Consider the following 23,124-nt stretch of genomic DNA (forward strand, 5'->3'; position numbering starts at 1 on the left):
CGGAATGGCACACGGGGACGGGCCCCTGTCATATGCGCCGCCATAAGCCGCGTCCCGACACGGATCCGGCGCGATGGGCGGCCGTTCGGGGGCGGAAGCGCCCATGACAAACATCACGCTCCCACCGCCGACGGCGTGGCCCCGCTCACGTGGCCCGGGCCACGTCGATGGGTTCCCCGTCCGGGCGGGCACTGCTTGTCCGGGCGGATCCCTACTTGTCCGGGCGGACCACGCCGAGGATCTTCATCGAACCCGCGCCCGCCAGTGTGACGTTGCGGCCGGGGCGCGGGGCGTGGACGATCGCGCCGTCGCCGACGTACATCCCGACGTGGCTGGCGTCGGCGTGGTAGATGATCAGATCGCCGGGGCGCATGTCCTGGATGTCGATGCGGGGGAGCAGCCGCCACTGCTCCTGCGAGGTGCGTGGGATCGGCCGCTTCGCCGCCAGCCAGGCCCGGGACGTCAGGCCGGAGCAGTCGTACGAACCGGGGCCCTCGGCCCCCCAGACGTACGGCTTGCCGATCTGCGCCGTCGCGAAGGCCACCGCCGCCGCTCCGGTCTCGCTCGCCTCGCCGCTGACGTCCTTGACCGCGCCGGAGGAGAGCCAGGCGGTCTGCGCCCGGTTCGCCGCGTCCTGCTCCAACTGGCGCAGCCGGTCGCGCTCCTTCTTCTCCAGCCGCGATTCGAGCTTCTCCGCCGCCTTGATCTGGGCGTTGATCTTCTTCTTGGCCTTGGCCTGCTTGACCCGGTTGGCTTCCAGCTTCTCCCAGTTGGCGCTGGCGTCCTGGGTGTAGGTCTCCAGGTCCTGCTGCGTCTGGTTCAGCTCGGTCAGCAGCGACTTGGAGGCCTGCTGGCTCTGGCGGACCTTGTTGATCCCGTCCAGGAAGAGCTTGGGGTCGTTGCTCAGGGCCAGCTGCGCGCCGGGCGGCAGGCCGCCGTTGCGGTACTGCTCGCGGGCCTGGGCGCCGGCCCGGTCCTTCAGTGCGGCGATGCGCGCCTGGCCGTCGACGATCGCCTTGGCCAGCTTCACGATCTCGCCGGACTGCTTCTTCGTCTGCTCCTCGGCGAGGTTGTACGCGTCGGTCGCCGCGCCCGCCTTCCGGTACAGCGTCTCGATCTGCTCACGGACCTTCTCCAGGTCCGCGTTGGAGTAGCGCTGCGAGGGATCGGCCGGGGCGGAGGGCGACGAGGAGGGCTCCGGGATCGGGGCGGCCGAGGCCTGGCCCGTGGACGTCAGCAGGGCCAGCGCACAGACCAGCGTGATGGCGGCAGTGGCGCAGTGGCGTCGGTTCACGAGCTCCCCCTCCGGGCACACATCTGACTTACCGTCAGTAACTTTGCGGCAACGTCGCGATCGTGCCATGTCGTCCTCCAAAGCAACAGAGGCCGACGGCACCCGCTACGTCACATACCGCCCGCACAGGACAAGTTCGCCAGGAACCCCCCCGGGCTCCGTCATCCCCACCCTCAGGGACGAACGATGCCCCCGTGGCGTTCCCGTAGCGGACGATCTCCGCCGGTGAAATGTCGGTGATCTGCCGGTGTTCTGCCGGCGGTCTCCGGTTAGGGGGGAGCGTTCAGCGGCTGTTGGGCCGCAGGGCGTCCCACGCCACGGTGATCTCGCCCTGCCGCCACCGCCGTACCCCGTCCGTCACCGGCCAGTCCGCCGCCACCGCCCGCACCGCCGCGATCCAGCGCTGCCGCGCGCCCAGCGAGGCGTACGGGGAGGCCGCCGCCCACGCCCGGTCGAAGTCCCGCAGGAACGCGTGGACCGGCTCGCCCGGCACATTGCGGTGGATCAGCGCCTTCGGCAGCCGTTCCGCCAGGTCGGAGGGGCGCTCCAGCGAGCCGAGCCGGGTCGCGAAGGTGACCGTGCGCGGCCCCTCGGGCCCCAGTGCCACCCAGACGTGACGGCGGCCGATCTCGTCGCAGGTCCCCTCCACCAGCAGCCCGTCCGCGTCGAGGCGGGAACACAGCCGCGCCCAGACCTCGGCGACCCGGTCCTCGTCGTACTGACGCAGCACGTTCGCCGCCCGGATGAGCAAGGGCCGCACCGCCAGGGGGACCTCGAAGCCGCCGTGCGCGAACGTGAGCCCCTCACGTTCGTACGGCTTCGCCGCCGCGACCCGGTCCGGATCGATCTCGATCCCCGCCACCGCGGTGCGCGGCTCGGCGGTGCGCAGGCGGCCCAGCAGCTCGACCGCGGTCCACGGGGCCGCCCCGTACCCGAGGTCGACGGCCACGGGCGTCCCGGCGCGGCGCAGGGCGGGTCCGTGCGCGTCGGCGATCCAGCGGTCCATGCGGCGCAGCCGGTTCGGGTTGGTGGTCCCGCGGGTGGCGGTGCCGATGGGGCGCTGGCGCATGGGTCGAGCGTATGCGACGCGACGCGGGGCACCCGGCGGCGGTGGGCCCCGCCCGGACGGGCGGGCGCCCGGTGCGACACGCCGCCGACCGCGTAATGATTTGGCAAAGCGGAAATGAAAGGCGGCGTTCCGCTGTTCTCGCCCTTCGGAGGGACCTCACGCCCTCCCCGGCAGCATGCCCCTATCGAGGAGGACCGACGAGGTGAGCCAGTACGTCTCCCGGCTCGGCTCCACCCGCGCGGCCGCGCGCCTCAGGTTCCCCGGAGGCCTCTCCGGGGCCTCCCGCAAGCCGCGCCGCGTCGCGATGCTCTCCGTGCACACCTCCCCCCTCCACCAGCCCGGTACCGGTGACGCGGGCGGGATGAACGTCTACATCGTCGAGCTGGCCAAGCGCCTCGCCGCGATCAACATCGAGGTCGAGATCTTCACCCGGGCGACCACCGGCTCCCTGCCCCCCGCGGTCGAGCTGGCCCCCGGCGTCCTGGTCCGGCACGTCGACGCCGGGCCGTACGAAGGTCTCGCCAAGGAGGATCTGCCCGCCCAGCTCTGCGCCTTCACCCACGGCGTGATGCAGGCCTGGGCCGGCCAGCGCCCCGGCTACTACGACCTCGTGCACTCCCACTACTGGCTCTCCGGCCAGGTCGGCTGGCTCGCCGCCCAGCGCTGGGGCGTCCCGCTCGTGCACGCCATGCACACCATGGCCAAGGTCAAGAACGCCGCGCTCGCCGAGGGCGACACCGCCGAGCCGGCCGCCCGGGTCATCGGCGAGACCCAGATCGTGAACGCCTCCGACCGGCTGATCGCCAACACCGCCGAGGAGGCCGACGAACTCGTCCGCTTCTACGGCGCCGACCCCGCCGCCGTCGCCGTCGTGCACCCTGGCGTCAACCTCGACCGCTTCCGCCGGGCCGACGGCCGTGCCGCCGCGCGCGCCCGGCTCGGGTTGCCGCAGGACGCGCTGATCCCGCTCTTCGCGGGGCGCATCCAGCCGCTGAAGGCCCCGGACGTCCTGCTGCGGGCGGTGGCCGTGCTGCTGGAGAGGGACCCGTCGCTGCGCTCGCGCATCGTGGTGCCGGTGGTCGGCGGGCCGAGCGGCAGCGGTCTCGCCAAGCCCGAGGGGCTCCAGAAGCTGGCCGCGCGCCTCGGCATCGCCGACGTCGTACGGTTCTGCCCGCCGGTGGGCCAGGACCTGCTGGCGGACTGGTTCCGGGCCGCGTCGGTGCTGGTCATGCCGTCGTACAGCGAGTCCTTCGGCCTGGTCGCGATCGAGGCCCAGGCGACCGGTACGCCGGTGGTCGCGGCGGCCGTGGGCGGGCTCCCGGTGGCGGTGCGCGACGAGGTCAGCGGCTTTCTGATACCCGGGCACGAGCCGGAGGCGTACGCCCGCGCGCTCGGGCGGTTCGCGGACGCGCCGGAGCTGGTCGAACGCATGGGCGCGGCCGCCGCGGCGCACGCCCAGTCCTTCGGCTGGGACACCTCCGCGTCGGCGACCGCCGACGTGTACACGGCCGCGCTCTGCGACCACCGCCGCCGCGCCCGGTCCCACCACGGCTGACCGGCCGGCGGCGTATCAGGGCTGACCGCCCGGGGCGGACGGCCGCCGAGGCCCCTCCTGCCGCCGGCACCGGCCTGTCGTACGCTCGCTGCATGGCTGACGCACCCGACGAGACAGCAGCGGCCCAGGTCATCGAGGCGACGCTGAACGATGCCGGGCTCGAATGGGAGAGCCCGGAGCGCGGCAACTACGTCGTGACCCTGCCGGGCACCCGCAAGCTGTCGACGACCTGTTCCCTGATCGTCGGCAAGCACTCCCTCTCCCTCAACGCGTTCGTCGTCCGGCACCCGGACGAGAACGACGCCGAGGTGCACCGCTGGCTCCTGGAGCGCAACCTCCGCCTGTTCGGGGTGAGTTACGCCATCGACTCACTCGGAGACGTCTATCTCGTCGGCAAGCTGCCCCTCGCGGTGGTCACCCCCGAGGAGCTGGACCGGCTGCTCGGCGTTGTCCTCGAAGCGGCCGACGGGGCGTTCAACACCCTTCTGGAGCTGGGTTTCGCGAACTCGATCCGCAAGGAGTACGCGTGGCGGGTGGCGCGCGGTGAGTCCACCCGGAACCTTGACGCGTTCAGCCACCTGACCCGGGACGCGTCCGGCGGCTGACGCCCGCCCTCCTGGATTCGGGAAGGGGCAGGAAGGTTGCACGGCCTTTCCGCACGGTGCATGCACAGAATGATCACAACGAAATGACGATCACGGCAGAGCGCCGCCGGACCCGTCTTCGCTCACAGGTTCGATCGTAAGGTGTGGATCACTGCGACGGCCCGTCCCAGGCGGTGTCGAACCGCCGTACGGGGAAAGGGCGGTCGCTCCTCGAACCGGAGAGAAGAACCATGCGCGCCACTGCCGTACGACGTACCGCCCTCGCCGCCTCCGCGGCCGCCCTCGCCCTGCTGGCCACCGCCTGCGGCGGCTCGTCGGACGCCGACGCCAAGGACGGCAAGGACGAGAAGGGCGCCGCGAACGGCAGCAGCTCGGCCCCGAAAGCCCCCGCCAAGGCGCTCACCGCCGCCGAGCTGGAGACGGCCACCCTCGCCCAGGGCGACGTCAAGGGCACCAAGATCACCAAGACGGGTCCGGCCGACGAGGTTCCGGCGGACGGTGTCAAGGCCGACAAGGAGGCCTGCCTGCCGGTCGCCCACGCCATGTACGGCGTGGCGCAGAAGGACGCCGTGGCCACCACGAAGCGCAAGGTGATCGACGAGCCGAAGGCCGACGGCAAGAAGTCGCTGGAGGACGTGGCGAAGGGCGAGGGTGCCGACGCCTTCAAGGACGCGTTCAACCTGACGTCCACGTTCGTCGCGCTGACCTCCTACGAGGGGACCGCGGGCCCGGACGCCTTCGCCGCGCTGAAGAAGGCCGCCGCCGACTGCGCGGGCGGCTTCACCGCCACGGTCGCGGGGACGCCGACCAAGGTCGCCTCGATCACCGAGGAGAAGGTCACCGGCGGCGACGAGGCCGCCGCCTGGACGGTCACCTCCGAGGACGAGGGCGAGACCGCCCCGTTCAAGCTGGTGGCGCTGCGCAAGGGAAGCTCCGTGGCGACGTTCTTCGCCTTCAACCTGGCGGCGGCCGGCGGCGACGTGAAGTTCGAGGTGCCGGCGGAGGTCGTGGCGGCGCAGGACAAGAAGCTCGCCTGACGTACGCCCGCGGCGTCTTGGTCCTGATCCGCCACAGGGCAGGGGCGCCGCGTTCGTGGCGGATCAGGGCAGAGGCACGAGCCGGACGACGGTCACGGTCAGGACGGACCGGGAGACGTAGTAGAGGACGATGGCCCCGGCGACGGTCGCCTCACGCCGGTCCCGCTCGCTCTTGACGGCGGAGGAGGCGTGGCCGTACGGCTCCTCGCCGAGGGTGCGGACCATCTCGTCCCGGAAGGACTCGCCGCCGCGCATCTTGGCCAGGGTGTCGTCGGCGGGCGGTGCGTAGGAGATGCGGAAGCTCAAGCGACGCTCCGCCTCTCGGCCTCGTCCCGCGCCAGCCGGTCCAGGATCCTCTCGGCCTCGGGATCGGGGACGGCCTCCAGCATCCAGTGCCGCATGACGGCCTGGATCTCGTGCACCCCCGCCTCGTTGATGGCGAGATCGAACTCCTCGCGTCTCTCCTCGGGGAGCGTGGCCCGGATGTCCGGGATGCTGTTGGGCACCTCGACCTCGGTACCGCCGACGAAGGTCTTCAGAGACTCACCCATGATCGCTCTCCTCGATCTCCTTGCCCTGGAGGGTCGCCGTCACGGGCGGCGTGACGGCATGGGCTCACCGTAGTGCGTACGAGGCGTGTTCCGGCCGTCGCGTCCGGGCACGGATCGGCCACGGATCAGGTGCGACGCGGGACTCCGCGCTCAGCTCCGCCCGAGCCGCTCCGCGCTCAGCGGCGCCCGAGCCGCTCCGCGCTCAGCTCCGCCCGAGCCGCTCCGCGCTCAGCTCCGCCCGAGCCGCTCCGCGACCCGGTCGCGCAGGAGGGCGTACTCCTCCTGGAGCCGGGGCAGCTCGCCGGGCGGCCGGGCCACGACCTCACCGCCCACGACGACCTCCTCGGGCCCGAACTGCTCCCGGGTCAGATCGACCTCGACGCCCATGCCCAGCCGGTTCCACCAGTGGAAGTCGGTGCGCACCCCGTCGACATGCACCTCGCCCCGGATCAGCTCCCCGCCGAGCAGGTCGTTGAGCACCATGGCGGTGACCCCGCACTGATCGCGCGCCGGATTGTCCGGAGTCCAGCGGTCGCGGTACTCCGGCGTGCAGGTCTCGGCGCTCCAACTGCCGCGCAGGGCCTGTTCGATGTCGGTGAGCAGGTGGATCGTCATGGTGACCATCGTGGCAGGGGGGACTGACAGTGCGGCCGCACCTCAGCCGCCACCGGAGGCTGTACGGCGGTCGCGTCGCCGCCCGACCAGGGTCACGGACAGGTGGCCTGCGGCGAGGGCTGCGGTGATGCCTGCCAACACCCGTACGTGGAGAGGGCTTCCGGAGCTCGCTGCCGCCCAGAACGCCACGACGGCGAGGAACGCCAGATAGCCCGGCGTGTCGAGACAGAGCCGTTTCCCGGCCACTGCCACCCCACTTCTCCGGCCCGCCGTCCGGTGACGCCAACCGCACCCATTTTCCCCGGAAATGACGTCGACAGAGGCCGCGGGGTTCCAGCAGAGTGGTCGCCCGTGACCAGCAGCGAACTGTGGACCCGAGAGACCGCCGACCGCTACGACGCCGAGGAGGCGGAGAACTCCTCACCCGCCGCCCTCGGACCGACCCTCGACTTCCTCGCCGAACTCGCCGGGAACGGCCGCGCCCTGGAGTTCGCCATCGGCACCGGCCGCGTCGGCGTTCCCCTCCGGCAGCGCGGCGTACCGGTGACGGGCATCGAACTCTCCGAGCCGATGGCGGCGGTGCTCCGCCGCAAGGCTGACAAGGAGACGCTCCCCGTGGTGATCGGGGACATGGCCACCACGGTCGTCCCCGGCGCGTTCACCCTCGTCTACCTCGTCTACAACACCATCGGGAACCTGCTCACCCAGGACGAACAGGTCGCGTGCTTCGAGAACGCGGCCCGCCATCTGGCCCCCGGGGGCCGGTTCGTCGTCGAACTGACCGTACCGCCGCTGCGGTTCCTGCCGCCCGGCCAGGTCGCGGCGCCGTTCGACGTGTCCGAGCGGCACCTCGGCTTCGACACCTTCGACCTGGTCGAGCAGACCCTCGTCTCTCACCACTTCACCCGCGACGGCGACGACGGCCGCTTCCGCCGGGACACCTGCCGCCAGCGCTACGCCTGGCCGGCCGAGCTGGACCTGATGGCCCGCATCGCGGGGCTGGAGCTGGAGAGCCGGGCCGAGGACTGGAACGGCACGCCGTTCGGCCCGGACTCCGCCCAGCACATCTCGGTGTGGCGCAAGCCGGTCTGAGGCCATCCCGGGGAGGCCGGCCCGCTCAAGGAGCTCACATCCGCTTGAGCCCGACGTACTGGAGGCCGGCGAACCCGCCGACCGTCAGACTCTGCAGCACGATCCAGACCGCACCGACGCCGGTCGGGGAGAGCGCACCGGAGACCACGACCGCCAGGCTGAGCACGACCCAGAGCACGTTCGCCAGGATGACCGCCGTCAGTCCCGTGCGGCTGATCGCCTTCCGCGTCCCGATGGCGAGCACTCCCACCGCGTAGAGGAGCAGGAACGCCCCGACGGGGTACTGGACGGCCGTCGGGACGCCGAAGACGGAGTCGAGGACCGTGGCGAGTGCCAGGTACGCGATGCCGTTGAGGCCGGTGGCCACCGCGTCCAGCTTGAGTGCCAGCCGCGCGAAACCGTCGGTTCCCGTCGCCCTCGCGTCTGGGGCAACCCGGTCGTACTGCGTCAAAACCATGGGTGTCTTCCTTTCGTGTGCAACGGAGTTGCCCGATACGGAAGAGGGTTCTCCGTGGGGCCGCCGGACAGTGCCGAAAGTAGGCGGCCCCCCGGAGGGCATCAATTACCTTCGAGGTAATCAGCCCGTCGCACCCAGCGGCCCGCGCCCGGAACATTCGCCCGGCCGCGAAAATGCCCCCGCCCCGCGCCGTAAGCGCGGGGCGGGGGCATGATCAGCGAAACTACTTCTTCTTGCCCTGGTTCTTCACGGCCTCGATCGCGGCCTTCGCGGCGTCCGGATCGAGGTACGTGCCGCCCGGCTTCAGCGGCTTGAAGTCGGCGTCGAGCTCGTAGGAGAGCGGGATGCCGGTCGGGATGTTGAGGCCCGCGATGTCCTCGTCCGAGATGCCGTCCAGGTGCTTCACCAGCGCGCGGAGGCTGTTGCCGTGCGCGGCGACCAGGACCGTGCGGCCCGTGAGGAGGTCCGGGACGATGCTGTCGAACCAGTACGGGAGCATGCGGACGACGACGTCCTTCAGGCACTCCGTGTCCGGGCGCAGCTCCGGGGGGAGGGTCGCGTAGCGCGCGTCGTCGAACTGGCTGTACTCGGCGTCGCGGGCCAGCGGCGGCGGCGGGGTGTCGTACGAGCGGCGCCACAGCATGAACTGCTCCTCGCCGAACTCGGCGAGCGTCTGCGCCTTGTCCTTGCCCTGGAGCGCGCCGTAGTGGCGCTCGTTCAGGCGCCAGGAGCGGCGGACCGGGATCCACAGGCGGTCGGCGGATTCCAGGGCCAGCTGCGCGGTGCGGATCGCGCGGCGCTGGAGGGAGGTGTGCAGGACGTCGGGGAGCAGACCGGCGTCCTTGAGCAGCTCACCGCCGCGGACTGCTTCCTTCTCGCCCTTTTCGGTGAGGTTGACGTCCACCCAACCGGTGAACAGGTTCTTCGCGTTCCATTCGCTCTCGCCGTGGCGGAGGAGGATCAGCTTGTACGGTGCGTCGGCCATGAGTCCGAGCGTAATCGAACCCGTGCGACCCCCGCGCGCCCGCCCGTAACGCGGACAGGGCCGGGTCCACGCACGCCGGGGCCCCGGCGCCCGGCGTGCGGACGATTGACGGGGGGCGTCAATCCAGTGGCGGGCGGGGAGCCGGCTTCGTAATGTCTCGAACGGGTCGGGGGGTGTTACCCGAGGCCCGTCTCCGCATCCATCCGTACGTCCCGTGGGGGGAATCCTTATGTCCGTCGCCGGTCTGCGCACAGCCGCCCGCGAGACCGTCTCGGGGATGCCCCGCGAGTTCTGGTGGCTGTGGACCAGCACCCTCGTCAACCGCCTGGGCGCGTTCGTCGCGACCTTCATGGCCCTCTACCTGACCCTGGACCGGGGCTACTCCGCCTCGTACGCGGGGCTCGTCGCCGCCCTCCACGGGCTCGGCGGGGTCATCTCCTCGCTCGGCGCGGGCGTGATGACCGACCGGCTCGGCCGGCGGCCCACCATGCTGATCGCGCAGACGTCGACCGCCGTGTCGGTGGCGGTGCTCGGTTTCATGCAGCATCCGTTCGCCATCGCCGCCGTGGCGTTCTTCGTCGGCATGGCGAGCAACGCGTCCCGCCCCGCCGTCCAGGCGATGATGGCGGACATCGTGCCCCCGAAGGACCGGGTCCGGGCCTTCTCGCTGAACTACTGGGCCATCAACCTCGGTTTCGCGATCTCCTCCGCCGGGGCCGGATTCATCGCCGAGTACAGCTACCTCGCCGGCTTCCTCGGCGAGGCCCTGATGACGCTCGTCTGCGCCGTCCTCGTCTTCGTGAAGGTGCCGGAGTCGCGGCCCGAGGAAGCGGTGGTGAAGACCACCGGCGGCAAGCGGCCCAAGGACGAGGTGCGGCTCACCACCGTCCTGCGCGACGGCCGGTTCATGGGGGTCGTGGGGCTGTCGTTCCTGGTGGCGCTGATCTTCCAGCAGGGGTACGTGGCGCTGCCGGTGGCGATGGGTACGGACGGGCTGTCCAGCTCCGACTTCGGGACCGCCATCGCCGTCAACGGTGTGCTGATCGTGGTCCTCCAGATCCCCGTCACCCGCTTCATCCAGGACCGCGACCCGCGCCGGCTGCTGATCATCTCGTCGATGCTCGCCGGGTACGGCTTCGGGCTCACCGCCTTCGCCGGGTCGGTCGCCGCGTACGCCCTCACCGTCTGCGTCTGGACGCTGGCCGAGATCGTGAACGCGCCCACCCAGACGGGCATCGTCGTCCAGCTCTCGCCCGCCCGGGGCCGGGGCCGCTACCAGGGCATGTACACGATGTCCTGGTCGGTGGCCGCGCTCGTCGCGCCGCTGATGTCCGGCTTCGTGATCGACCACTACGGCGCCGCCTGGCTCTGGGCCGCCTGCGCCGTCATCGGCACCCTCGCCGGGTTCGGCTACTGGCTGCTGATGCGCAACCTGCCGCGCGGGGAGCACGCCCCGGCGGATGTCCTGCCCGAGCCCGCGCCGGTCCCGGCCGAGGCCCGGCCGGACCAGGCCGAACCGGAGGCCGCACCCGCGGCGGCGGTCGAGCGGGCCTGCTGAAACGCGGCGCGCGGCGCCCATCCGGAACGGGGGTCCGGGCGGGCACCGCGCGCTTCTCGTGCAGGTACGCGTACCCGCGGGTGCGGGTCAGCCGCAGCAGCCGCCGCACTGGCACGGGGCTCCGGACTGGCAGCCGCACCCGCAGCCCGCCCCGCATCCGCAGGCTCCGAGCACCGTCAGGCGCACCACTTCGGTCGGGGTCTCCTGCTGGGGTTCGGTCGTGGGGGAATCGGCCATGGTCCCTCCTCAGGGCATACGGCTGGGCGGCGGACGCCGGTGCGTCGCCGCCGGGGACGTACGGCACGACCCACCGCTCCCGGCCATGGCGACGCCCCCGTCCCATTGCATGCCCATCCCGGCAGGCGCATCAACGGCGCACGCGCGCAGGAACGTATGTGCGACTCGTCTACGCCGGTGAGCGCCGGTGGTACGTCGGAGGCGCCCCGGCCCGTCCGCCCCGCCCGTCCGTGCGTGCAGACTCCGTCCGCCCCGCCCGTCCGTGCGGACCGTCCGTTCAGGCCCGTCCGTGCGGGCCGTCCCCGCGTGCCGTTCCCCGCGTGCCCTCCCCTACGCGCCCTCGACCGGGGCCGCCGCCTGGATCTCGTCCGCGTGCTCGCCCGTCACCAGGTAGACCACGCGCTTGGCGACCGACACCGCGTGGTCGGCGAAGCGCTCGTAGTAGCGGCCCAGCAGCGTCACGTCCACGGCCGTCTCGATGCCGTGCTTCCAGCGGTCGTCCATCAGGTGCTGGAACAGCGTGCGGTGCAGCAGGTCCATCTCGTCGTCGTCCTGCTCCAGCTGGAGCGCCAGATCGACGTCCTTGGTGATGATGACCTCGGCCGCCTTGGCCATCAGGCGCTGGGCGAGCTGGCCCATCTCCAGAATCGTGGCGTGCAGGTCGTGCGGGACCGCCGACTGCGGGAAGCGCAGCCGGGCCAGCTTCGCCACGTGCTGGGCGAGGTCGCCCGAGCGCTCCAGGTCGGCGCTCATCCGCAGCGAGGTCACCACGATGCGCAGGTCGGTGGCCACCGGCTGCTGGCGGGCCAGGAGCGCGATGGCGCGGGCCTCCAGGTCGTGCTGGAGGTCGTCGACCTTCTGGTCGCCGGCGATCACGTTCTCCGCCAGCGTCAGGTCGGCGTCGAGCATGGACGTGGTCGCCCGCCCGATCGCCGAACCGACCAGCCGGGCCATCTCGACCAGGCCTTCTCCGATCGAATCGAGTTCCTCGTGGTAAGCGTCGCGCATGGAAGTCCCTCTCCAGTTCCAGACTGAGGCCGGGGTCTCGGACCGACCCCCACGGTGCCACGGTGGGGCCGTAACGCGTCCGGATCCGGCCCCCTAAGTGAACCGGCTCCTACCCCTCGGTGAACTCTGGGCGACGAGTGTTCGAGATGGCACTCGGACGGCTGGGAGGGACTCGTCGCACCCGCATAACCTTGAAGCATGGACGTGAACGCGGCGGTCGCCGCAGCTGCGGCGATCGCCGGTCTCCTGACCGGCGTGATCGCCATGCTGGCGTTCCGCTGGAGCGAGCGCGACCTGAAACGGCCCACGCGCACCTCGCTGCGGCCGGACAGCAACGCCGCCCTTCCCCCCGGAGTGGACACCGTCCTCTCCGTCCTCAGCTCCTCCGCCGTCGTCCTCGACGAGAGCGACAGCGTGGTCAAGGCCAGCTCCGCGGCGTACGCCCTGGGCCTGGTGCGGGGCGGCCGGCTGTCCGTCGAGCCGATGCTCAACATGGCCCGGGACACCCGGCGGGACGGCGAGATACGGCAGGTCGAGCTGGACCTGCCCCGGCGTGGCACGGGCCGGGGGGACACCCTCGCCGTCTCCGCCCGGGTCGCCCCGCTCGGCTCGCGGCTGGTGCTGCTGCTGGTGGAGGACCTCACCGAGGCCCGCCGGATAGAAGCGGTACGGCGCGACTTCGTCGCCAACGTCAGCCACGAGCTCAAGACCCCGACCGGAGCGCTCTCCCTGCTCTCCGAAGCGGTCATGGACGCCTCCGACGACCCGGAGGCCGTGGAGCGGTTCGCCGGGCGGATGCAGATCGAGGCGACCCGGCTCACCAACCTCGTACAGGAACTCATCGACCTCTCCCGGGTGCAGAACGACGACCCGCTGGAGGACGCCGAGCCGGTCAAGGTGGAGACGCTGGTCGCCGAGGCGATCGACCGCTGCCGCCAGCAGGCCGGCTCCAAGCAGATCACCATGGCCTCCGCGGGAGCCGAGGGCCTCACGGTCTGGGGCAACCGCGGCCAGCTCGTGGGCGCGCTCGGCAATCTCGTCGAGAACGCCGTCAACTACAGCCCCGCCCACACCCGCGTCGGCATCGCCGCACGCCGCCTCGCCTCGCCCGGCGGGGACCTCATCGAGATAGCCGTCACCGACCAGGGCATCGGCATCTCCGAGAAGGACCGCGAACGGGTCTTCGAGCGCTTCTACCGCGTCGACCCGGCCCGCTCACGGGCCACCGGTGGCACCGGTCTCGGCCTCGCCATCGTCAAACACGTGGCCGCCTCGCACGGCGGGGAGGTCACCGTCTGGAGCTCCGAGGGACAGGGCTCCACCTTCACCCTCCGGCTGCCCGAAACGGGCGCCACGAGGGAGCGCACCACCGGCGGACCGCTTATCGTCAACGGCGACGACGAGGGGCCGTACGAGACCGACACCTTTGACCCCTTCCCTGCCCCGGAGGCTCTTCCGTGACCCGAGTGCTTGTCGTCGAGGATGAGGAATCCTTCAGCGACGCCCTGTCCTACATGCTGCGCAAAGAAGGCTTCGAGGTCGCCATCGCGGCGACCGGCCCCGAGGGACTCGACGAGTTCGAGCGCAACGGCGCCGATCTGGTCCTCCTCGACCTGATGCTGCCCGGCCTGCCCGGCACCGAGGTGTGCCGCCAGCTCCGCAGCCGCTCCAACGTCCCGGTGATCATGGTCACCGCCAAGGACAGCGAGATCGACAAGGTCGTCGGGCTGGAGATAGGAGCCGACGACTACGTCACCAAGCCCTTCTCCTCCCGTGAGCTCGTCGCCCGCATCCGGGCCGTCCTGCGCCGCCGCGGCGAGCCGGAGGAGGTCACCCCGGCCGCCCTGGAGGCGGGCCCGGTCCGGATGGACGTCGACCGGCACGTCGTCACCGTCTCCGGCGGCAAGGTCGACCTCCCGCTCAAGGAGTTCGACCTCCTGGAGATGCTCCTGCGCAACGCGGGCCGCGTGCTCACCCGCATGCAGCTCATCGACCGGGTCTGGGGCGCGGACTACGTCGGCGACACCAAGACCCTCGACGTCCACGTCAAGCGTCTGCGCGCCAAGATCGAGCCCGACCCGGGCGCCCCGCGCTACCTCGTCACCGTGCGCGGCCTGGGGTACAAGTTCGAGCCGTAAACCGCGGGCCGGGCGGCCCTGCGCACGCCTGTGTACGCCGAAGGGCGCTTCCCGGCCGGGAAGCGCCCTTCGGCGTGTGTGCTGCGGGTACTGCCGTGTCAGTCAGCCGCGGGCACGTCGTCGCCCGCGCCCTGCGCGGCCGCATCGCCCTGTGCGCCCGTCTCGCCCTGGCCCGTGGCGCCCTCGGCGGTCGCGCCGTCCGTCGGCGTACCGCCCGTGGCGCCCTCGGCCGTGCCGGGGTTCGCGGCGTCGCCGGTCGCGCTGCCGGACGGCGTCGGGCTCGGCTTCGGGGCGGGCGGCTCGGCCTGCGGGCTGGGACCGAAGTCCTTGAAGAAGCCCTCGGCCGGGAAGACGCTCGCGCCGAGGCCGACGTCGCCGGTCCGGCTGAGCTTGAAGACGACCTGCTGGACGTCGCCGTTGCGCGCGGCCTCGCCGCTGTTCTCGATCACGGCGGCGGCGTTGCCCTTGCCGCCGATGATGACCTGACCGCCGGCCGGGACCACGATGGGTCCCTTGCCGCCGGCCGCCTGGAGCTTCACCTCGACGTCGCTGCCGGGCAGCGTGATCGCCTCCAGCACCTCGCGCTCGGTGCCGTCGTTGAACAGCGTCGCGGCGACGACGGCGGGGCCGTCCGTACCGGCGCCGGGCTGCGTGATCACGTTGACGTTCTGGACCTTGATGTTGCCCACCGAGGTGGCCGGGTTGTCCGGCCGGATCTTGAGCGTCTCGGCGTTGTTGCCCGCCGCACAGGCGGACAGGGAGAAGATCGAGAGCGCGGTGGCGGTGGCGGCGAGAGCGCCGTGTCGAAGGCTGCGGCTCACGGCGGCGGCAACTCCTTGAACGTTCGGACTGCGGACTTCGGACGTCGAGCGTCGAGCGGTGGTGTAAAGCCGCCCTAAGGGTGTGTCAGCGGCCTTAGGCTACCGAGCCGCCGCGCCCGCCCTGCACCCGACCCGCCTCTAGGAGGTGTCGCGTCGGCCGGGCATGGGCCCGAGCTGTGGTCGAGGGGGCCCGAGTGGCGGTCGACGGAGCCCGAACGGCGGTCGGGGGCGGGGCCGCCGAGAGGGTGTTCTACCAGCCGGTAGGTCATGCGCCGTTCACATAATCCGCGTGATCAATTCTTCACGGGCGCCTCACCGCTTCTTCCTCCCTTTCCGGTTCACGGCTTCTTCGCCTTCGTGTTCCGCGTGTTCAGCAACGGAAAGCGCCGACCGGCACTTGGCTTGATCAAATTCATTGCGGCCGGACAGTTACGCCCGCACGAGTGAGCGATCACCGAACGGAGTAGGGAAAGATCGCTATCTCGAAACCGACAAAACGGGACTTTCGCCCTCTTCTGCAAGGCTTCCGGGCCGTGTGACGTGGATGTTTCGCTCCGGGCGCACAGTGGCTCCGACCTGCGAATACCGTCTTCCGGATGCCTTCCGCAGCACGTTCGTGTTGCTGTTGTCAAGCCCCGAGATATGCCCTGACCTGCGAAAACGCCATTCAGGGGAGGCGATTCTCGTGTTACTCTGGATAGCCACGGAAGGGGTACCTGTCACATGACGTTCAAGGTTGGCGACACCGTGGTCTATCCCCATCACGGGGCCGCGCTGATCGAGGCTATCGAAACTCGCCAGATCAAAGGCGTGGACAAGACCTACTTGGTGCTCAAGGTCGCCCAGGGCGACCTGACGGTCCGTGTGCCGGCGGACAATGCGGAGTTCGTAGGCGTGCGCGACGTGGTCGGGCAGGACGGGCTGGACCGGGTCTTCGAGGTGCTGCGTGCGCCGTATGCCGAGGAGCCGACGAACTGGTCCCGGCGTTACAAGGCAAATCTCGAGAAGCTCGCCTCCGGCGATGTCATCAAGGTCGCGGAAGTCGTCCGCGACCTGTGGCGCCGGGAGCGCGAGCGCGGTCTCTCCGCCGGAGAGAAGCGCATGCTCGCCAAGGCCCGCCAGATCCTGGTGAGCGAGCTCGCCCTCGCGGAGAACACGAACGAGGACAAGGCCGAGGCCCTGCTCGACGAGGTCCTCGCGTCCTGAAACCGGATCGCACCGGTCGTATGCATGTGCCGCGGTGCCCGCTGACCAGTCGTTTTTACGCTGTGTCGTCGGGCGCTGCGGCATGTTCGGACCCGGACCCGAATCTGCCGCGGTATCGGAATCGGTGCCGGAATCCGTGAACGAACCGAATCCGTGTGCGTGGGGAAGGGGCCGTCGAGTGAGGGCGGCCCCCGTGCTGCGTGAGCCCGATGCGGCCCGTACTCGACCGGGCGGGTGCTCACGGAAGGGGCCCGGTGCGAGTCAGGGTGTCACACCCGGCTCGCTGGGCCCCTACCCATGTCGGTCGTGGAAACAAACCTGCCGAACCTTCGGACCTTCGGAGTGCAACCGATGTCATCGACGCCACCCCCGACCGACCGGCCGCGCCCTCCCCGTACGGCCGCGGTGATTCCCGCGGCCGGGCGGGGTGTGCGGCTCGGTCCGGGCGCGCCCAAGGCCCTCCGGACGCTCGGCGGGACCCCCATGCTGATCCACGCCGTTCGCGCCATGGCCGCGTCCCGTGCCGTCTCCCTCGTCGTGGTCGTCGCCCCGCCGGACGGCGCGCCCGAGGTGAAGCACCTCCTCGACGAGCACGCACTGCCCGAGCGCACCGACTACCTGGTGGTCCCGGGCGGTGAGACCCGCCAGGAGTCCGTCCGCCTCGGCCTCGAAGCGCTGCCCGAGGACGTCGCCGTCGTCCTGGTCCACGACGCCGCCCGCCCGCTGGTGCCGGTCGACACGGTGGACGCCGTCGCCGCCGCCGTACGGGACGGGGCGGCCGCCGTCGTCCCCGCGCTGCCGCTCGCGGACACCGTCAAGGAGGTCGAGCCCGCAGCCACGCCCGGGGAGCCGGAGCCGGTGCTCGCCACCCCCGTACGCGCCAGGCTGCGCGCGGTGCAGACGCCGCAGGGCTTCGACCGGGGCACGCTGGAGCGGGCCCACGCCGAGGTCGCGGTCGACGGCGAGGGGGCCACGGACGACGCGGGGATGGTGGAACGCCTCGGCCGGCCCGTGGTCGTCGTCCCCGGCCACGAAGAAGCGTTCAAGGTGACCCGGCCGCTCGATCTGGTGCTGGCCGAAGCGGTACTCGCCCGCAGGAGGGCCAACGATGGTTTCTGACACGCCCGCGACCGCCTCCGCGACGGGGCCCGCCCCCGTCATCCCGCTCGTCGGCATCGGCACCGACATCCACGCCTTCGAGGAGGGCCGCGAACTGTGGTGCGCGGGCCTGAAGTGGGAGGGCGAGGGCCCGGGGCTGGCCGGCCACTCGGACGCCGACGTCGTCGCGCACGCCGCCTGCAACGCGCTGTTCTCCGCCGCCGGCCTCGGCGACCTCGGGCAGCACTTCGGCACCGGCCGCCCCGAGTGGTCCGGGGCCGCGGGCATCACCCTGCTCACCGAGGCCGCCCGGATCGTCCGCGCCGGAGGCTTCGAGATCGGGAACGTCGCCGTCCAGGTCGTCGGCCTCCGCCCGAAGATCGGCAAGCGGCGCGAGGAGGCCCAGAAGGTGCTGTCCGCCGCCGTGGGCGCCCCGGTCTCGCTCTCCGCCGCCACCTCCGACGGGCTCGGTTTCACCGGCCGCGGCGAGGGCATCGCGGGCATCGCCACCGCCCTGGTCTACCGGGTCCCCTAGGTCCCGTTCGTACCTCCCGCTTGCGGCACAGCATCCGGCAGGGGAAGGCCGGAATCCTCGGGCTTCGGACCGAGGAGCACGTCAAGCACCCCCCTGGCACGCCGGCACTCTCGGCCCTGAGGCCGCCTGCCCGCGCCCGGGGGACTCTCCTCCGTCTCCGGGCTCGCCGTGTTCGGGGGCGGCGCGGCGACCGGCGCCCTCCTCGAAGCGCCCGCGCCCGTGCGGTGGGCGGTGGGTAGTGGGCGGTGTTCGCAGCGGGTTGCCGGCCGGGGCGGCCCTCGCGTTCACCCTTCCGGCGGGACGCGGCGGGAAGGAAGCGGGAACGGGCGCGGTTGCCGGGTAGGAGCAGCATCGGAACACCCGACCGGTGCCACCGAACCCGCAGCGCACAGGAGGACGTACGCATGACCGCCGCACTCTCCACCGAGCTCAAGAACCTGCTCGACACCCCCGTGTTCGTCAACATCGCCACCATCCAGCCCGACGGCAGCCCCCAGGTCTCCCCCGTCTGGGTCAAGCGCGACGGCGACGACGTCCTCATCTCCACCACCGTCGGCCGCCGCAAGGAGAAGAACCTCCGCCGCGACCCGCGCGTCACCGTCGTCGTCCAGCCCTTCGACGCCCCGTACAGCTACGCCGAGATCCGCGGCGAGGCGACCCTGACGACGGACGGCGGACAGGAGCTGATCGACGAGCTCTCGGTGAAGTACACCGGCAAGCCGTACGCCGATTTCAACCCGAACTCCGGCGCCGACGACCCCCGCGTGGTCGTCCGGATCTCGCCGCGCAAGGTCGTCGGCAGCATCTGAGCCCCGGGGCTCCGCCGACTGTCCCGCGTCCTCGTACGGCCAAAAAACGCTCTGAGGGATGTCCGGAACCCAACCCGGTACCAGAAAGTTGTCCCCGCGATCCCCAAGGGTCGCGGGGCACTGGTGTCGGCCTACTACCCTTGAGGCGTGACTATTCGCCTGCACGACACCAGCGCCCGGCAGATCCGTGACTTCGTCCCGCTCACCGCGGGCTGTGTCTCGATCTACCTCTGTGGCGCCACCGTCCAGGCGGCACCGCACATCGGCCACATCCGCTCGGGCCTGAACTTCGACATCATGCGCCGCTGGTTCACCTACCGCGGCTACGACGTCACGTTCATCCGGAACGTCACCGACATCGACGACAAGATCATCGCGAAGTCCGCCGAACAGGGCCGCCCGTGGTGGTCCATCGGCTACGAGAACGAGCGCGCGTTCAACGACGGCTACGACGTGCTCGGCTGCCTGCCGCCCACCTACGAGCCCCGCGCCACCGGTCACGTCCCCGAGATGATCGAGATGATGCGCGGCCTGATCGAGCGCGGCCACGCCTACGAGGCCGACGGCAACGTCTACTTCGACGTGCGCTCCCTCCCCGGCTACCTGGAGCTCTCCAACCAGGAGCTGGACGACCTGCGCCAGCCCTCCGGCGAGGGCGAGACCGGCAAGCGCGACCCGCGCGACTTCGCCATGTGGAAGGCCGTGAAGCCGGGCGAGCCCAGCTGGGAGACCCCGTGGGGCCGCGGCCGCCCCGGCTGGCACCTGGAGTGCTCCGCGATGGCCCACAAGTACCTGGGCTCCGCGTTCGACATCCACGGCGGCGGCATCGACCTGATCTTCCCGCACCACGAGAACGAGATCGCCCAGGCCAAGGCCTACGGCGACACGTTCGCCAACTACTGGGTGCACAACGGCTGGGTCACCCTGGCCGGCGAGAAGATGTCGAAGTCGCTGGGCAACTCCGTCCTCGTCAGCGAGATGGTCAAGCACTGGCGCCCCATCGTCCTGCGCTACTACCTCGGCACCCCGCACTACCGGTCGATGATCGAGTACAGCGAGGAGGCCCTGCGCGAGGCCGAGTCCGCGTTCGCCCGCATCGAGGGCTTCATCCAGCGCGTCACCGAGAAGGCGGGGGAGACCATCGCCCCCGCCGCCGAGGTGCCGCCCGCCTTCGCCGAGGCGATGGACGAGGACCTGGGCGTCCCGCAGGCGCTGGCGATCATCCACACCACCGTCCGCCAGGGCAACAGCGCACTGGCCGCCGACGACAAGGAAGCCGCCGCGGCCCGCCTCGCCGAGGTCCGGGCCATGCTCGGCGTCCTCGGCCTGGACCCCCTCGACCCGCAGTGGGCGCGCGAGGGCGACAGCGGCGAGGACCTGCACGGCGTCGTCGACACCCTCGTGCGCCTCGTCCTCGACCAGCGCCAGTCGGCCCGCGACCGCAAGGACTGGGCCGCCGCCGACGCCATCCGGGACCAGCTGGGCCAGTCCGGCCTCGTCATCGAGGACAGCCCCACCGGACCCCGGTGGACGCTGGGACCGCGCTGAGCGCACCCTCTGAGCAGGGCAATGGTGCCGCCCGGCGATCCGGGCGGCACACTGATGAGACGTACACGATCCACATCCGCATGCGGATCGCAGAGTTACAGGAACAGGTAGGTCAAGGTCATGGCCGGGAACAGCCAGCGCAGGAACCGCCGCACGTCCAACAAGAAGGGCGCGCAGGTCGGCAGCGGTGGCAAGCGACGCCGTGGCCTGGAGGGCAAGGGCCCGACCCCGCCCGCCTCCGCCCGCAAGGGACACAAGAAGAACCGGGTCGCCAACGCCCAGGCCAAGCAGGCCGCCGCCCGCCGCCCCGCGCCCCGGCGCGGCGGCGCCAAGGGCACCTCGGAGATGGTCGTCGGCCGCAACCCGGTCTACGAGGCCCTGCGCGACGGCGTCCCCGCCGTCACGCTGTACGTCCAGCAGTACATCGACAACGACGAGCGCGTCCGCGACGTCCTCAAGCTCGCCGGCGACCGCGGCACCATCAACCTGATGGAGGCCCCGCGCCCCGAGCTGGACCGGATGACGAACGGGCTGAACCACCAGGGCCTCGTCCTCCAGGTCCCGCCGTACGAGTACGCGCACCCGGACGACCTGCTCGCCGCCGCCGACGACAACCACGAGGACCCGCTGATCGTCGCGCTCGACGGCGTGACCGACCCGCGCAACCTCGGCGCCATCGTCCGCTCCGTCTCCGCGTTCGGCGGCCACGGCGTCGTCGTCCCCGAGCGCCGCGCGGCCGGCATGACCGCCGGAGCCTGGAAGTCCTCCGCCGGCACGGCCGCCCGCACCCCCGTCTCCCGGGTCACCAACCTCACCCGCGCGCTGGAGGGCTACCAGAAGGCGGGCCTCACCGTCGTCGGCCTGGCCGCGGACGGCGAGCACACGGTGGAGGACCTGGAAGAGCTGAACGGCCCGGTCGTCATCGTCATCGGCAGCGAGGGCAAGGGCCTCGGCCGCCTCGTCGGCGAGACCTGCGACTACCGGGTACGGATCTCGATGCCGGGCGGCGCCGAGTCGCTCAACGCCGGTGTCGCCGCGGGCATCGTGCTGTACGAGGTGGCCCGCCGCCGCGCCTAGGAGCGCCTTGGAACGTACGGCGTTCGCCCGTCGACAGACCCGCCCGTCGGGCGAGTTGACGCGCGAGCGCCGAACATCCATCCAGGATGCCCGAGTTTGGCCTGATCTTGACGGGTCTCGGACACATCCGGTGCGGTCGAGGCAGTGTCCTAAACACACATCACTCGGTTAGATGAGTGTGGACACCAGAACGCCTCGGTTCGACGAGCAACCCGCCCTGAGCATGACCAAGGTGGACAGCGACCCCGCGCAGGTCATCGTCAACCACGCCAGCTTCCGGGTGCAGCTCGCCCCGGGCCAGCGCGCACGGCTGCGCGGTGCCCCCGCGGAAACGGCCCGCATCCCCGCCATGAGCGGCGCCGGCGGCGGCCGCAGGCGGGCACCCGTCGTCTGGAGCGGCAAGTCCGCCCCCGGCGACCCCGGCGCGACGGGCCTCCTCCAGGCCGTGCGCAACTCCACCGCCGGGCACCTCGACGCCGGACTCGGCGCGCCCCCCGGCGGCGGGCTCGGCCACGAAGCGGGCGCGACCCAGGTCATCCCGCTCCTGGAGGAGACGCAGCCCAACCCCGTACTGACCGCCCCCCACCGACCGGGACGCACCGGCCCCCTGCTGCCACCCATGCGGCAGGCCGTCGGCGCGTACGACGACCCGCTCGACGGACCCGGCGACGGCTACGACGACGCCGACTCCCCGGACTCCGCCGAAGCCACCGACGCCCGCGCCCGGCGCGGCACGGGCGACCCCGTCCGGCACGCCTACTACCCCGGCCACCGGATGAACCTGGGCGTCGTCCTGCTCCCCATGCGGGTCCTCCTCGGCTTCATCTCCATCTACGCCGGCATGGGCAAACTCTGCGACCCCGTCTACTTCGACGGCGGCGAACGCGGCTCGATGGTCAAGTGGCTGACCTCCCTCCACCCGTGGGCGGTCGCCGAACCCCTGCGCGACTTCGCCCTCTCCCACCCCGTCGGCGCCGGACTGACCGTCGCCTTCCTCCAGGTCGTCGTCGGCGTCCTCACCGTCCTCGGCCTCTGGCAGCGGGTCGCCGCCGCGTTCGGCGCCCTGCTCTCCGCCGCACTGCTGATGACGGTCAGCTGGCGCCAGGTCCCCGTGTACGAAGCCCCCGACATCATCCTGCTGGCCGCCTGGAGCCCACTGGTCATCGCGGGCGCCCCCGTCTACTCCGTCGACGGCCGCCTCGCCGGAGAGGCCTGGCGCAAGCTCGGCCCCCGCTCGGAACTCTGGGACCTGCGCCGCAGGGTCCTGCGCCGGGGCACCGTCGTCGCGACCGTCGTCGTCGGTCTCACCCTCCTCATCGGCTCCATCCTCGGCGGCGCGGTCCGCTCCACCGAGGTCGTCACCGTCCCCGGCCGCAACGACAACCCCACCAACCGCCTCCCCGGCATGCCGCTGCCCCAGGAATCCACCGGCGAACGCCAGGCCTCCCGCACCCCGGAGCAGGAGCGCCGCCCGGAGCCCAGCCGCTCCGGCACGGCCACCACCCCCGCCACCGGCCAGGTCACCCCGGGCGCGACCCGCGACTCCGGCGGCCAGAGCACCGGTTCGGGCACCCAGCCCAGCGAGACGCAGGGCACCGGCCAGGAGCCCCCGCAGCAGTCCACCCCGCAGCAGCCCCCGGCCGCCACCAGCGCCGGACCCACCTCCTCCGGCTCCACCGGCGACGACTCCTCCGGCGGCGGCGGCGAACCGGCGCCCACCGGCGGCTCGACCTCCTCCGGCGGTGAGGGCTCGACCTCGGGCGGCGGCCGCAACCCCATCGGCGGCCTCCTCGGCTGACCCGCACGACCACGCGACAAGGGCGGCGCCC

The 23,124-nt window shown here is 71.7% G+C and carries 25 protein-coding genes; 14 read left to right on the forward strand and 11 right to left on the reverse strand.

The window, feature by feature from the left end; translation table 11 throughout:
* Nucleotides 1-211: 211 nt before the first annotated feature.
* Together IE145_RS09985 and IE145_RS09990 are read right to left on the reverse strand one after the other, a co-directional pair.
* Nucleotides 212-1,294, reverse strand: coding sequence for a C40 family peptidase (locus IE145_RS09985; RefSeq protein ID WP_189520562.1), 1,083 nt, complete (start codon nucleotides 1,292-1,294; stop codon nucleotides 212-214).
* A 283-nt stretch (nucleotides 1,295-1,577) separates the two neighbouring features.
* Complete coding sequence (locus tag IE145_RS09990) at nucleotides 1,578-2,363, reverse strand: class I SAM-dependent methyltransferase (RefSeq protein ID WP_189520563.1); 786 nt, start codon at nucleotides 2,361-2,363, stop codon at nucleotides 1,578-1,580.
* 202 nt (nucleotides 2,364-2,565) lie between these two features.
* Between IE145_RS09990 and mshA the strand changes: the two genes are divergently transcribed.
* The 3 genes from mshA to IE145_RS10005 all read left to right on the forward strand — a co-directional run bounded on the left by mshA (nucleotide 2,566) and on the right by IE145_RS10005 (nucleotide 5,560).
* Nucleotides 2,566-3,918: a D-inositol-3-phosphate glycosyltransferase gene (gene mshA, locus IE145_RS09995; protein WP_189520564.1), complete on the forward strand. Its 1,353-nt coding sequence runs from the start codon at nucleotides 2,566-2,568 to the stop codon at nucleotides 3,916-3,918.
* Between the two features lie 92 nt (nucleotides 3,919-4,010).
* Nucleotides 4,011-4,523, forward strand: a complete 513-nt coding sequence (locus IE145_RS10000; RefSeq protein WP_189520565.1) for a type III secretion system chaperone family protein — start codon at nucleotides 4,011-4,013, stop codon at nucleotides 4,521-4,523.
* Between the two features lie 230 nt (nucleotides 4,524-4,753).
* On the forward strand, nucleotides 4,754-5,560 hold the full coding sequence (locus tag IE145_RS10005; protein ID WP_189520566.1) for a hypothetical protein: 807 nt from the start codon (nucleotides 4,754-4,756) through the stop codon (nucleotides 5,558-5,560).
* 63 nt (nucleotides 5,561-5,623) lie between these two features.
* Here IE145_RS10005 and IE145_RS10010 read toward each other — a convergent pair whose 3' ends face one another.
* The 4 genes from IE145_RS10010 to IE145_RS10025 form a co-directional block, all read right to left on the reverse strand.
* The gene (locus IE145_RS10010; protein WP_069738112.1) at nucleotides 5,624-5,866 is read right to left on the reverse strand and encodes a hypothetical protein; all 243 of its coding nucleotides are present in this window, start codon (nucleotides 5,864-5,866) and stop codon (nucleotides 5,624-5,626) included.
* Nucleotides 5,863-6,111 carry a hypothetical protein gene (locus IE145_RS10015; RefSeq protein WP_189520567.1) on the reverse strand — a complete coding sequence of 83 codons (249 nt, stop codon included), beginning with the start codon at nucleotides 6,109-6,111 and terminating at the stop codon, nucleotides 5,863-5,865. The genes IE145_RS10010 and IE145_RS10015 overlap by 4 nt, the downstream gene beginning before the upstream one ends.
* A 228-nt stretch (nucleotides 6,112-6,339) precedes the next feature.
* Nucleotides 6,340-6,726, reverse strand: coding sequence for a YunG family protein (locus tag IE145_RS10020; protein WP_189520568.1), 387 nt, complete (start codon nucleotides 6,724-6,726; stop codon nucleotides 6,340-6,342).
* A 42-nt stretch (nucleotides 6,727-6,768) separates the two neighbouring features.
* A complete protein-coding gene (locus IE145_RS10025) occupies nucleotides 6,769-6,978 on the reverse strand; it encodes a hypothetical protein (RefSeq protein ID WP_229825468.1) in 210 nt (69 codons plus the stop codon).
* Between the two features lie 99 nt (nucleotides 6,979-7,077).
* Between IE145_RS10025 and IE145_RS10030 the strand changes: the two genes are divergently transcribed.
* A complete protein-coding gene (locus IE145_RS10030; RefSeq protein ID WP_189520569.1) occupies nucleotides 7,078-7,818 on the forward strand; it encodes a class I SAM-dependent DNA methyltransferase in 741 nt (246 codons plus the stop codon).
* Nucleotides 7,819-7,852: 34 nt separating this feature from the next.
* Here IE145_RS10030 and IE145_RS10035 read toward each other — a convergent pair whose 3' ends face one another.
* Both IE145_RS10035 and IE145_RS10040 read right to left on the reverse strand, forming a co-directional pair.
* Nucleotides 7,853-8,275 carry a hypothetical protein gene (locus IE145_RS10035; protein ID WP_189520570.1) on the reverse strand — a complete coding sequence of 141 codons (423 nt, stop codon included), beginning with the start codon at nucleotides 8,273-8,275 and terminating at the stop codon, nucleotides 7,853-7,855.
* A 223-nt stretch (nucleotides 8,276-8,498) separates the two neighbouring features.
* Nucleotides 8,499-9,260, reverse strand: coding sequence for a phosphoglyceromutase (locus IE145_RS10040; protein ID WP_006125651.1), 762 nt, complete (start codon nucleotides 9,258-9,260; stop codon nucleotides 8,499-8,501).
* A gap of 229 nt (nucleotides 9,261-9,489) precedes the next feature.
* On the opposite strand from IE145_RS10040, the gene IE145_RS10045 reads away from it, so the two are divergent.
* The gene (locus IE145_RS10045) at nucleotides 9,490-10,818 is read left to right on the forward strand and encodes an MDR family MFS transporter (protein ID WP_189520571.1); all 1,329 of its coding nucleotides are present in this window, start codon (nucleotides 9,490-9,492) and stop codon (nucleotides 10,816-10,818) included.
* Between the two features lie 87 nt (nucleotides 10,819-10,905).
* Here the strand turns inward: IE145_RS10045 and IE145_RS10050 are convergent, their stop codons facing one another.
* On the reverse strand, nucleotides 10,906-11,055 hold the full coding sequence (locus IE145_RS10050; protein WP_189520572.1) for a hypothetical protein: 150 nt from the start codon (nucleotides 11,053-11,055) through the stop codon (nucleotides 10,906-10,908).
* Between the two features lie 330 nt (nucleotides 11,056-11,385).
* Nucleotides 11,386-12,063, reverse strand: a complete 678-nt coding sequence (gene phoU, locus IE145_RS10055; RefSeq protein ID WP_006125649.1) for a phosphate signaling complex protein PhoU — start codon at nucleotides 12,061-12,063, stop codon at nucleotides 11,386-11,388.
* A 198-nt stretch (nucleotides 12,064-12,261) separates the two neighbouring features.
* On the opposite strand from phoU, the gene phoR reads away from it, so the two are divergent.
* Both phoR and phoP read left to right on the forward strand, forming a co-directional pair.
* A complete protein-coding gene (gene phoR / locus IE145_RS10060; protein ID WP_030720523.1) occupies nucleotides 12,262-13,524 on the forward strand; it encodes a two-component system sensor histidine kinase PhoR in 1,263 nt (420 codons plus the stop codon).
* A complete protein-coding gene (gene phoP, locus IE145_RS10065) occupies nucleotides 13,521-14,201 on the forward strand; it encodes a two-component system response regulator PhoP (RefSeq protein WP_189520573.1) in 681 nt (226 codons plus the stop codon). The genes phoR and phoP overlap by 4 nt, the downstream gene beginning before the upstream one ends.
* Nucleotides 14,202-14,299: 98 nt before the next feature.
* Here phoP and IE145_RS10070 read toward each other — a convergent pair whose 3' ends face one another.
* A complete protein-coding gene (locus IE145_RS10070) occupies nucleotides 14,300-15,022 on the reverse strand; it encodes a DUF461 domain-containing protein (RefSeq protein WP_189520574.1) in 723 nt (240 codons plus the stop codon).
* A 723-nt stretch (nucleotides 15,023-15,745) separates the two neighbouring features.
* On the opposite strand from IE145_RS10070, the gene IE145_RS10075 reads away from it, so the two are divergent.
* The 7 genes from IE145_RS10075 (at nucleotide 15,746) to IE145_RS10105 (ending at nucleotide 23,093) form a co-directional block, all read left to right on the forward strand.
* A complete protein-coding gene (locus tag IE145_RS10075; protein ID WP_003953493.1) occupies nucleotides 15,746-16,228 on the forward strand; it encodes a CarD family transcriptional regulator in 483 nt (160 codons plus the stop codon).
* A gap of 351 nt (nucleotides 16,229-16,579) precedes the next feature.
* Nucleotides 16,580-17,347, forward strand: a complete 768-nt coding sequence (gene ispD / locus IE145_RS10080) for a 2-C-methyl-D-erythritol 4-phosphate cytidylyltransferase (RefSeq protein WP_189520575.1) — start codon at nucleotides 16,580-16,582, stop codon at nucleotides 17,345-17,347.
* Entirely contained in the window at nucleotides 17,337-17,861 is a 525-nt protein-coding gene (gene ispF, locus IE145_RS10085; protein WP_189520576.1) for a 2-C-methyl-D-erythritol 2,4-cyclodiphosphate synthase, read from the forward strand. The genes ispD and ispF overlap by 11 nt, the downstream gene beginning before the upstream one ends.
* A gap of 404 nt (nucleotides 17,862-18,265) precedes the next feature.
* A complete protein-coding gene (locus IE145_RS10090) occupies nucleotides 18,266-18,670 on the forward strand; it encodes a PPOX class F420-dependent oxidoreductase (protein ID WP_189520577.1) in 405 nt (134 codons plus the stop codon).
* A gap of 147 nt (nucleotides 18,671-18,817) precedes the next feature.
* Nucleotides 18,818-20,218 carry a cysteine--tRNA ligase gene (gene cysS / locus IE145_RS10095; RefSeq protein ID WP_189520578.1) on the forward strand — a complete coding sequence of 467 codons (1,401 nt, stop codon included), beginning with the start codon at nucleotides 18,818-18,820 and terminating at the stop codon, nucleotides 20,216-20,218.
* Between the two features lie 120 nt (nucleotides 20,219-20,338).
* Nucleotides 20,339-21,295, forward strand: a complete 957-nt coding sequence (gene rlmB / locus IE145_RS10100; RefSeq protein WP_189520579.1) for a 23S rRNA (guanosine(2251)-2'-O)-methyltransferase RlmB — start codon at nucleotides 20,339-20,341, stop codon at nucleotides 21,293-21,295.
* Between the two features lie 172 nt (nucleotides 21,296-21,467).
* Entirely contained in the window at nucleotides 21,468-23,093 is a 1,626-nt protein-coding gene (locus IE145_RS10105) for a DoxX family membrane protein (protein ID WP_229825470.1), read from the forward strand.
* Nucleotides 23,094-23,124: the final 31 nt, after the last annotated feature.

The sequence above is a fragment of the Streptomyces sindenensis genome, assembly GCF_014649035.1.
In the GTDB taxonomy this organism is placed as follows: domain Bacteria; phylum Actinomycetota; class Actinomycetes; order Streptomycetales; family Streptomycetaceae; genus Streptomyces; species Streptomyces sindenensis.

Excerpts from the sequence above, each read along its gene's own strand:
- IE145_RS10000 (WP_189520565.1), top strand. The coding sequence starts at position 4,011 with ATGGCTGACGCACCCGACGAGACAGCAGCGGCCCAGGTCATCGAGGCG.
- IE145_RS10005 (WP_189520566.1), top strand. The coding sequence starts at position 4,754 with ATGCGCGCCACTGCCGTACGACGTACCGCCCTCGCCGCCTCCGCGGCC.
- ispF (WP_189520576.1), top strand. The coding sequence starts at position 17,337 with ATGGTTTCTGACACGCCCGCGACCGCCTCCGCGACGGGGCCCGCCCCC.
- IE145_RS10075 (WP_003953493.1), top strand. The coding sequence starts at position 15,746 with ATGACGTTCAAGGTTGGCGACACCGTGGTCTATCCCCATCACGGGGCC.
- IE145_RS10105 (WP_229825470.1), top strand. The coding sequence starts at position 21,468 with ATGAGTGTGGACACCAGAACGCCTCGGTTCGACGAGCAACCCGCCCTG.
- IE145_RS09990 (WP_189520563.1), bottom strand. The coding sequence starts at position 2,363 with ATGCGCCAGCGCCCCATCGGCACCGCCACCCGCGGGACCACCAACCCG.
- phoU (WP_006125649.1), bottom strand. The coding sequence starts at position 12,063 with ATGCGCGACGCTTACCACGAGGAACTCGATTCGATCGGAGAAGGCCTG.
- phoR (WP_030720523.1), top strand. The coding sequence starts at position 12,262 with ATGGACGTGAACGCGGCGGTCGCCGCAGCTGCGGCGATCGCCGGTCTC.
- IE145_RS10050 (WP_189520572.1), bottom strand. The coding sequence starts at position 11,055 with ATGGCCGATTCCCCCACGACCGAACCCCAGCAGGAGACCCCGACCGAA.
- IE145_RS10020 (WP_189520568.1), bottom strand. The coding sequence starts at position 6,726 with ATGACGATCCACCTGCTCACCGACATCGAACAGGCCCTGCGCGGCAGT.
- IE145_RS10090 (WP_189520577.1), top strand. The coding sequence starts at position 18,266 with ATGACCGCCGCACTCTCCACCGAGCTCAAGAACCTGCTCGACACCCCC.
- IE145_RS10045 (WP_189520571.1), top strand. The coding sequence starts at position 9,490 with ATGTCCGTCGCCGGTCTGCGCACAGCCGCCCGCGAGACCGTCTCGGGG.
- IE145_RS10035 (WP_189520570.1), bottom strand. The coding sequence starts at position 8,275 with ATGGTTTTGACGCAGTACGACCGGGTTGCCCCAGACGCGAGGGCGACG.
- rlmB (WP_189520579.1), top strand. The coding sequence starts at position 20,339 with ATGGCCGGGAACAGCCAGCGCAGGAACCGCCGCACGTCCAACAAGAAG.
- ispD (WP_189520575.1), top strand. The coding sequence starts at position 16,580 with ATGTCATCGACGCCACCCCCGACCGACCGGCCGCGCCCTCCCCGTACG.
- IE145_RS10040 (WP_006125651.1), bottom strand. The coding sequence starts at position 9,260 with ATGGCCGACGCACCGTACAAGCTGATCCTCCTCCGCCACGGCGAGAGC.
- IE145_RS10015 (WP_189520567.1), bottom strand. The coding sequence starts at position 6,111 with ATGGGTGAGTCTCTGAAGACCTTCGTCGGCGGTACCGAGGTCGAGGTG.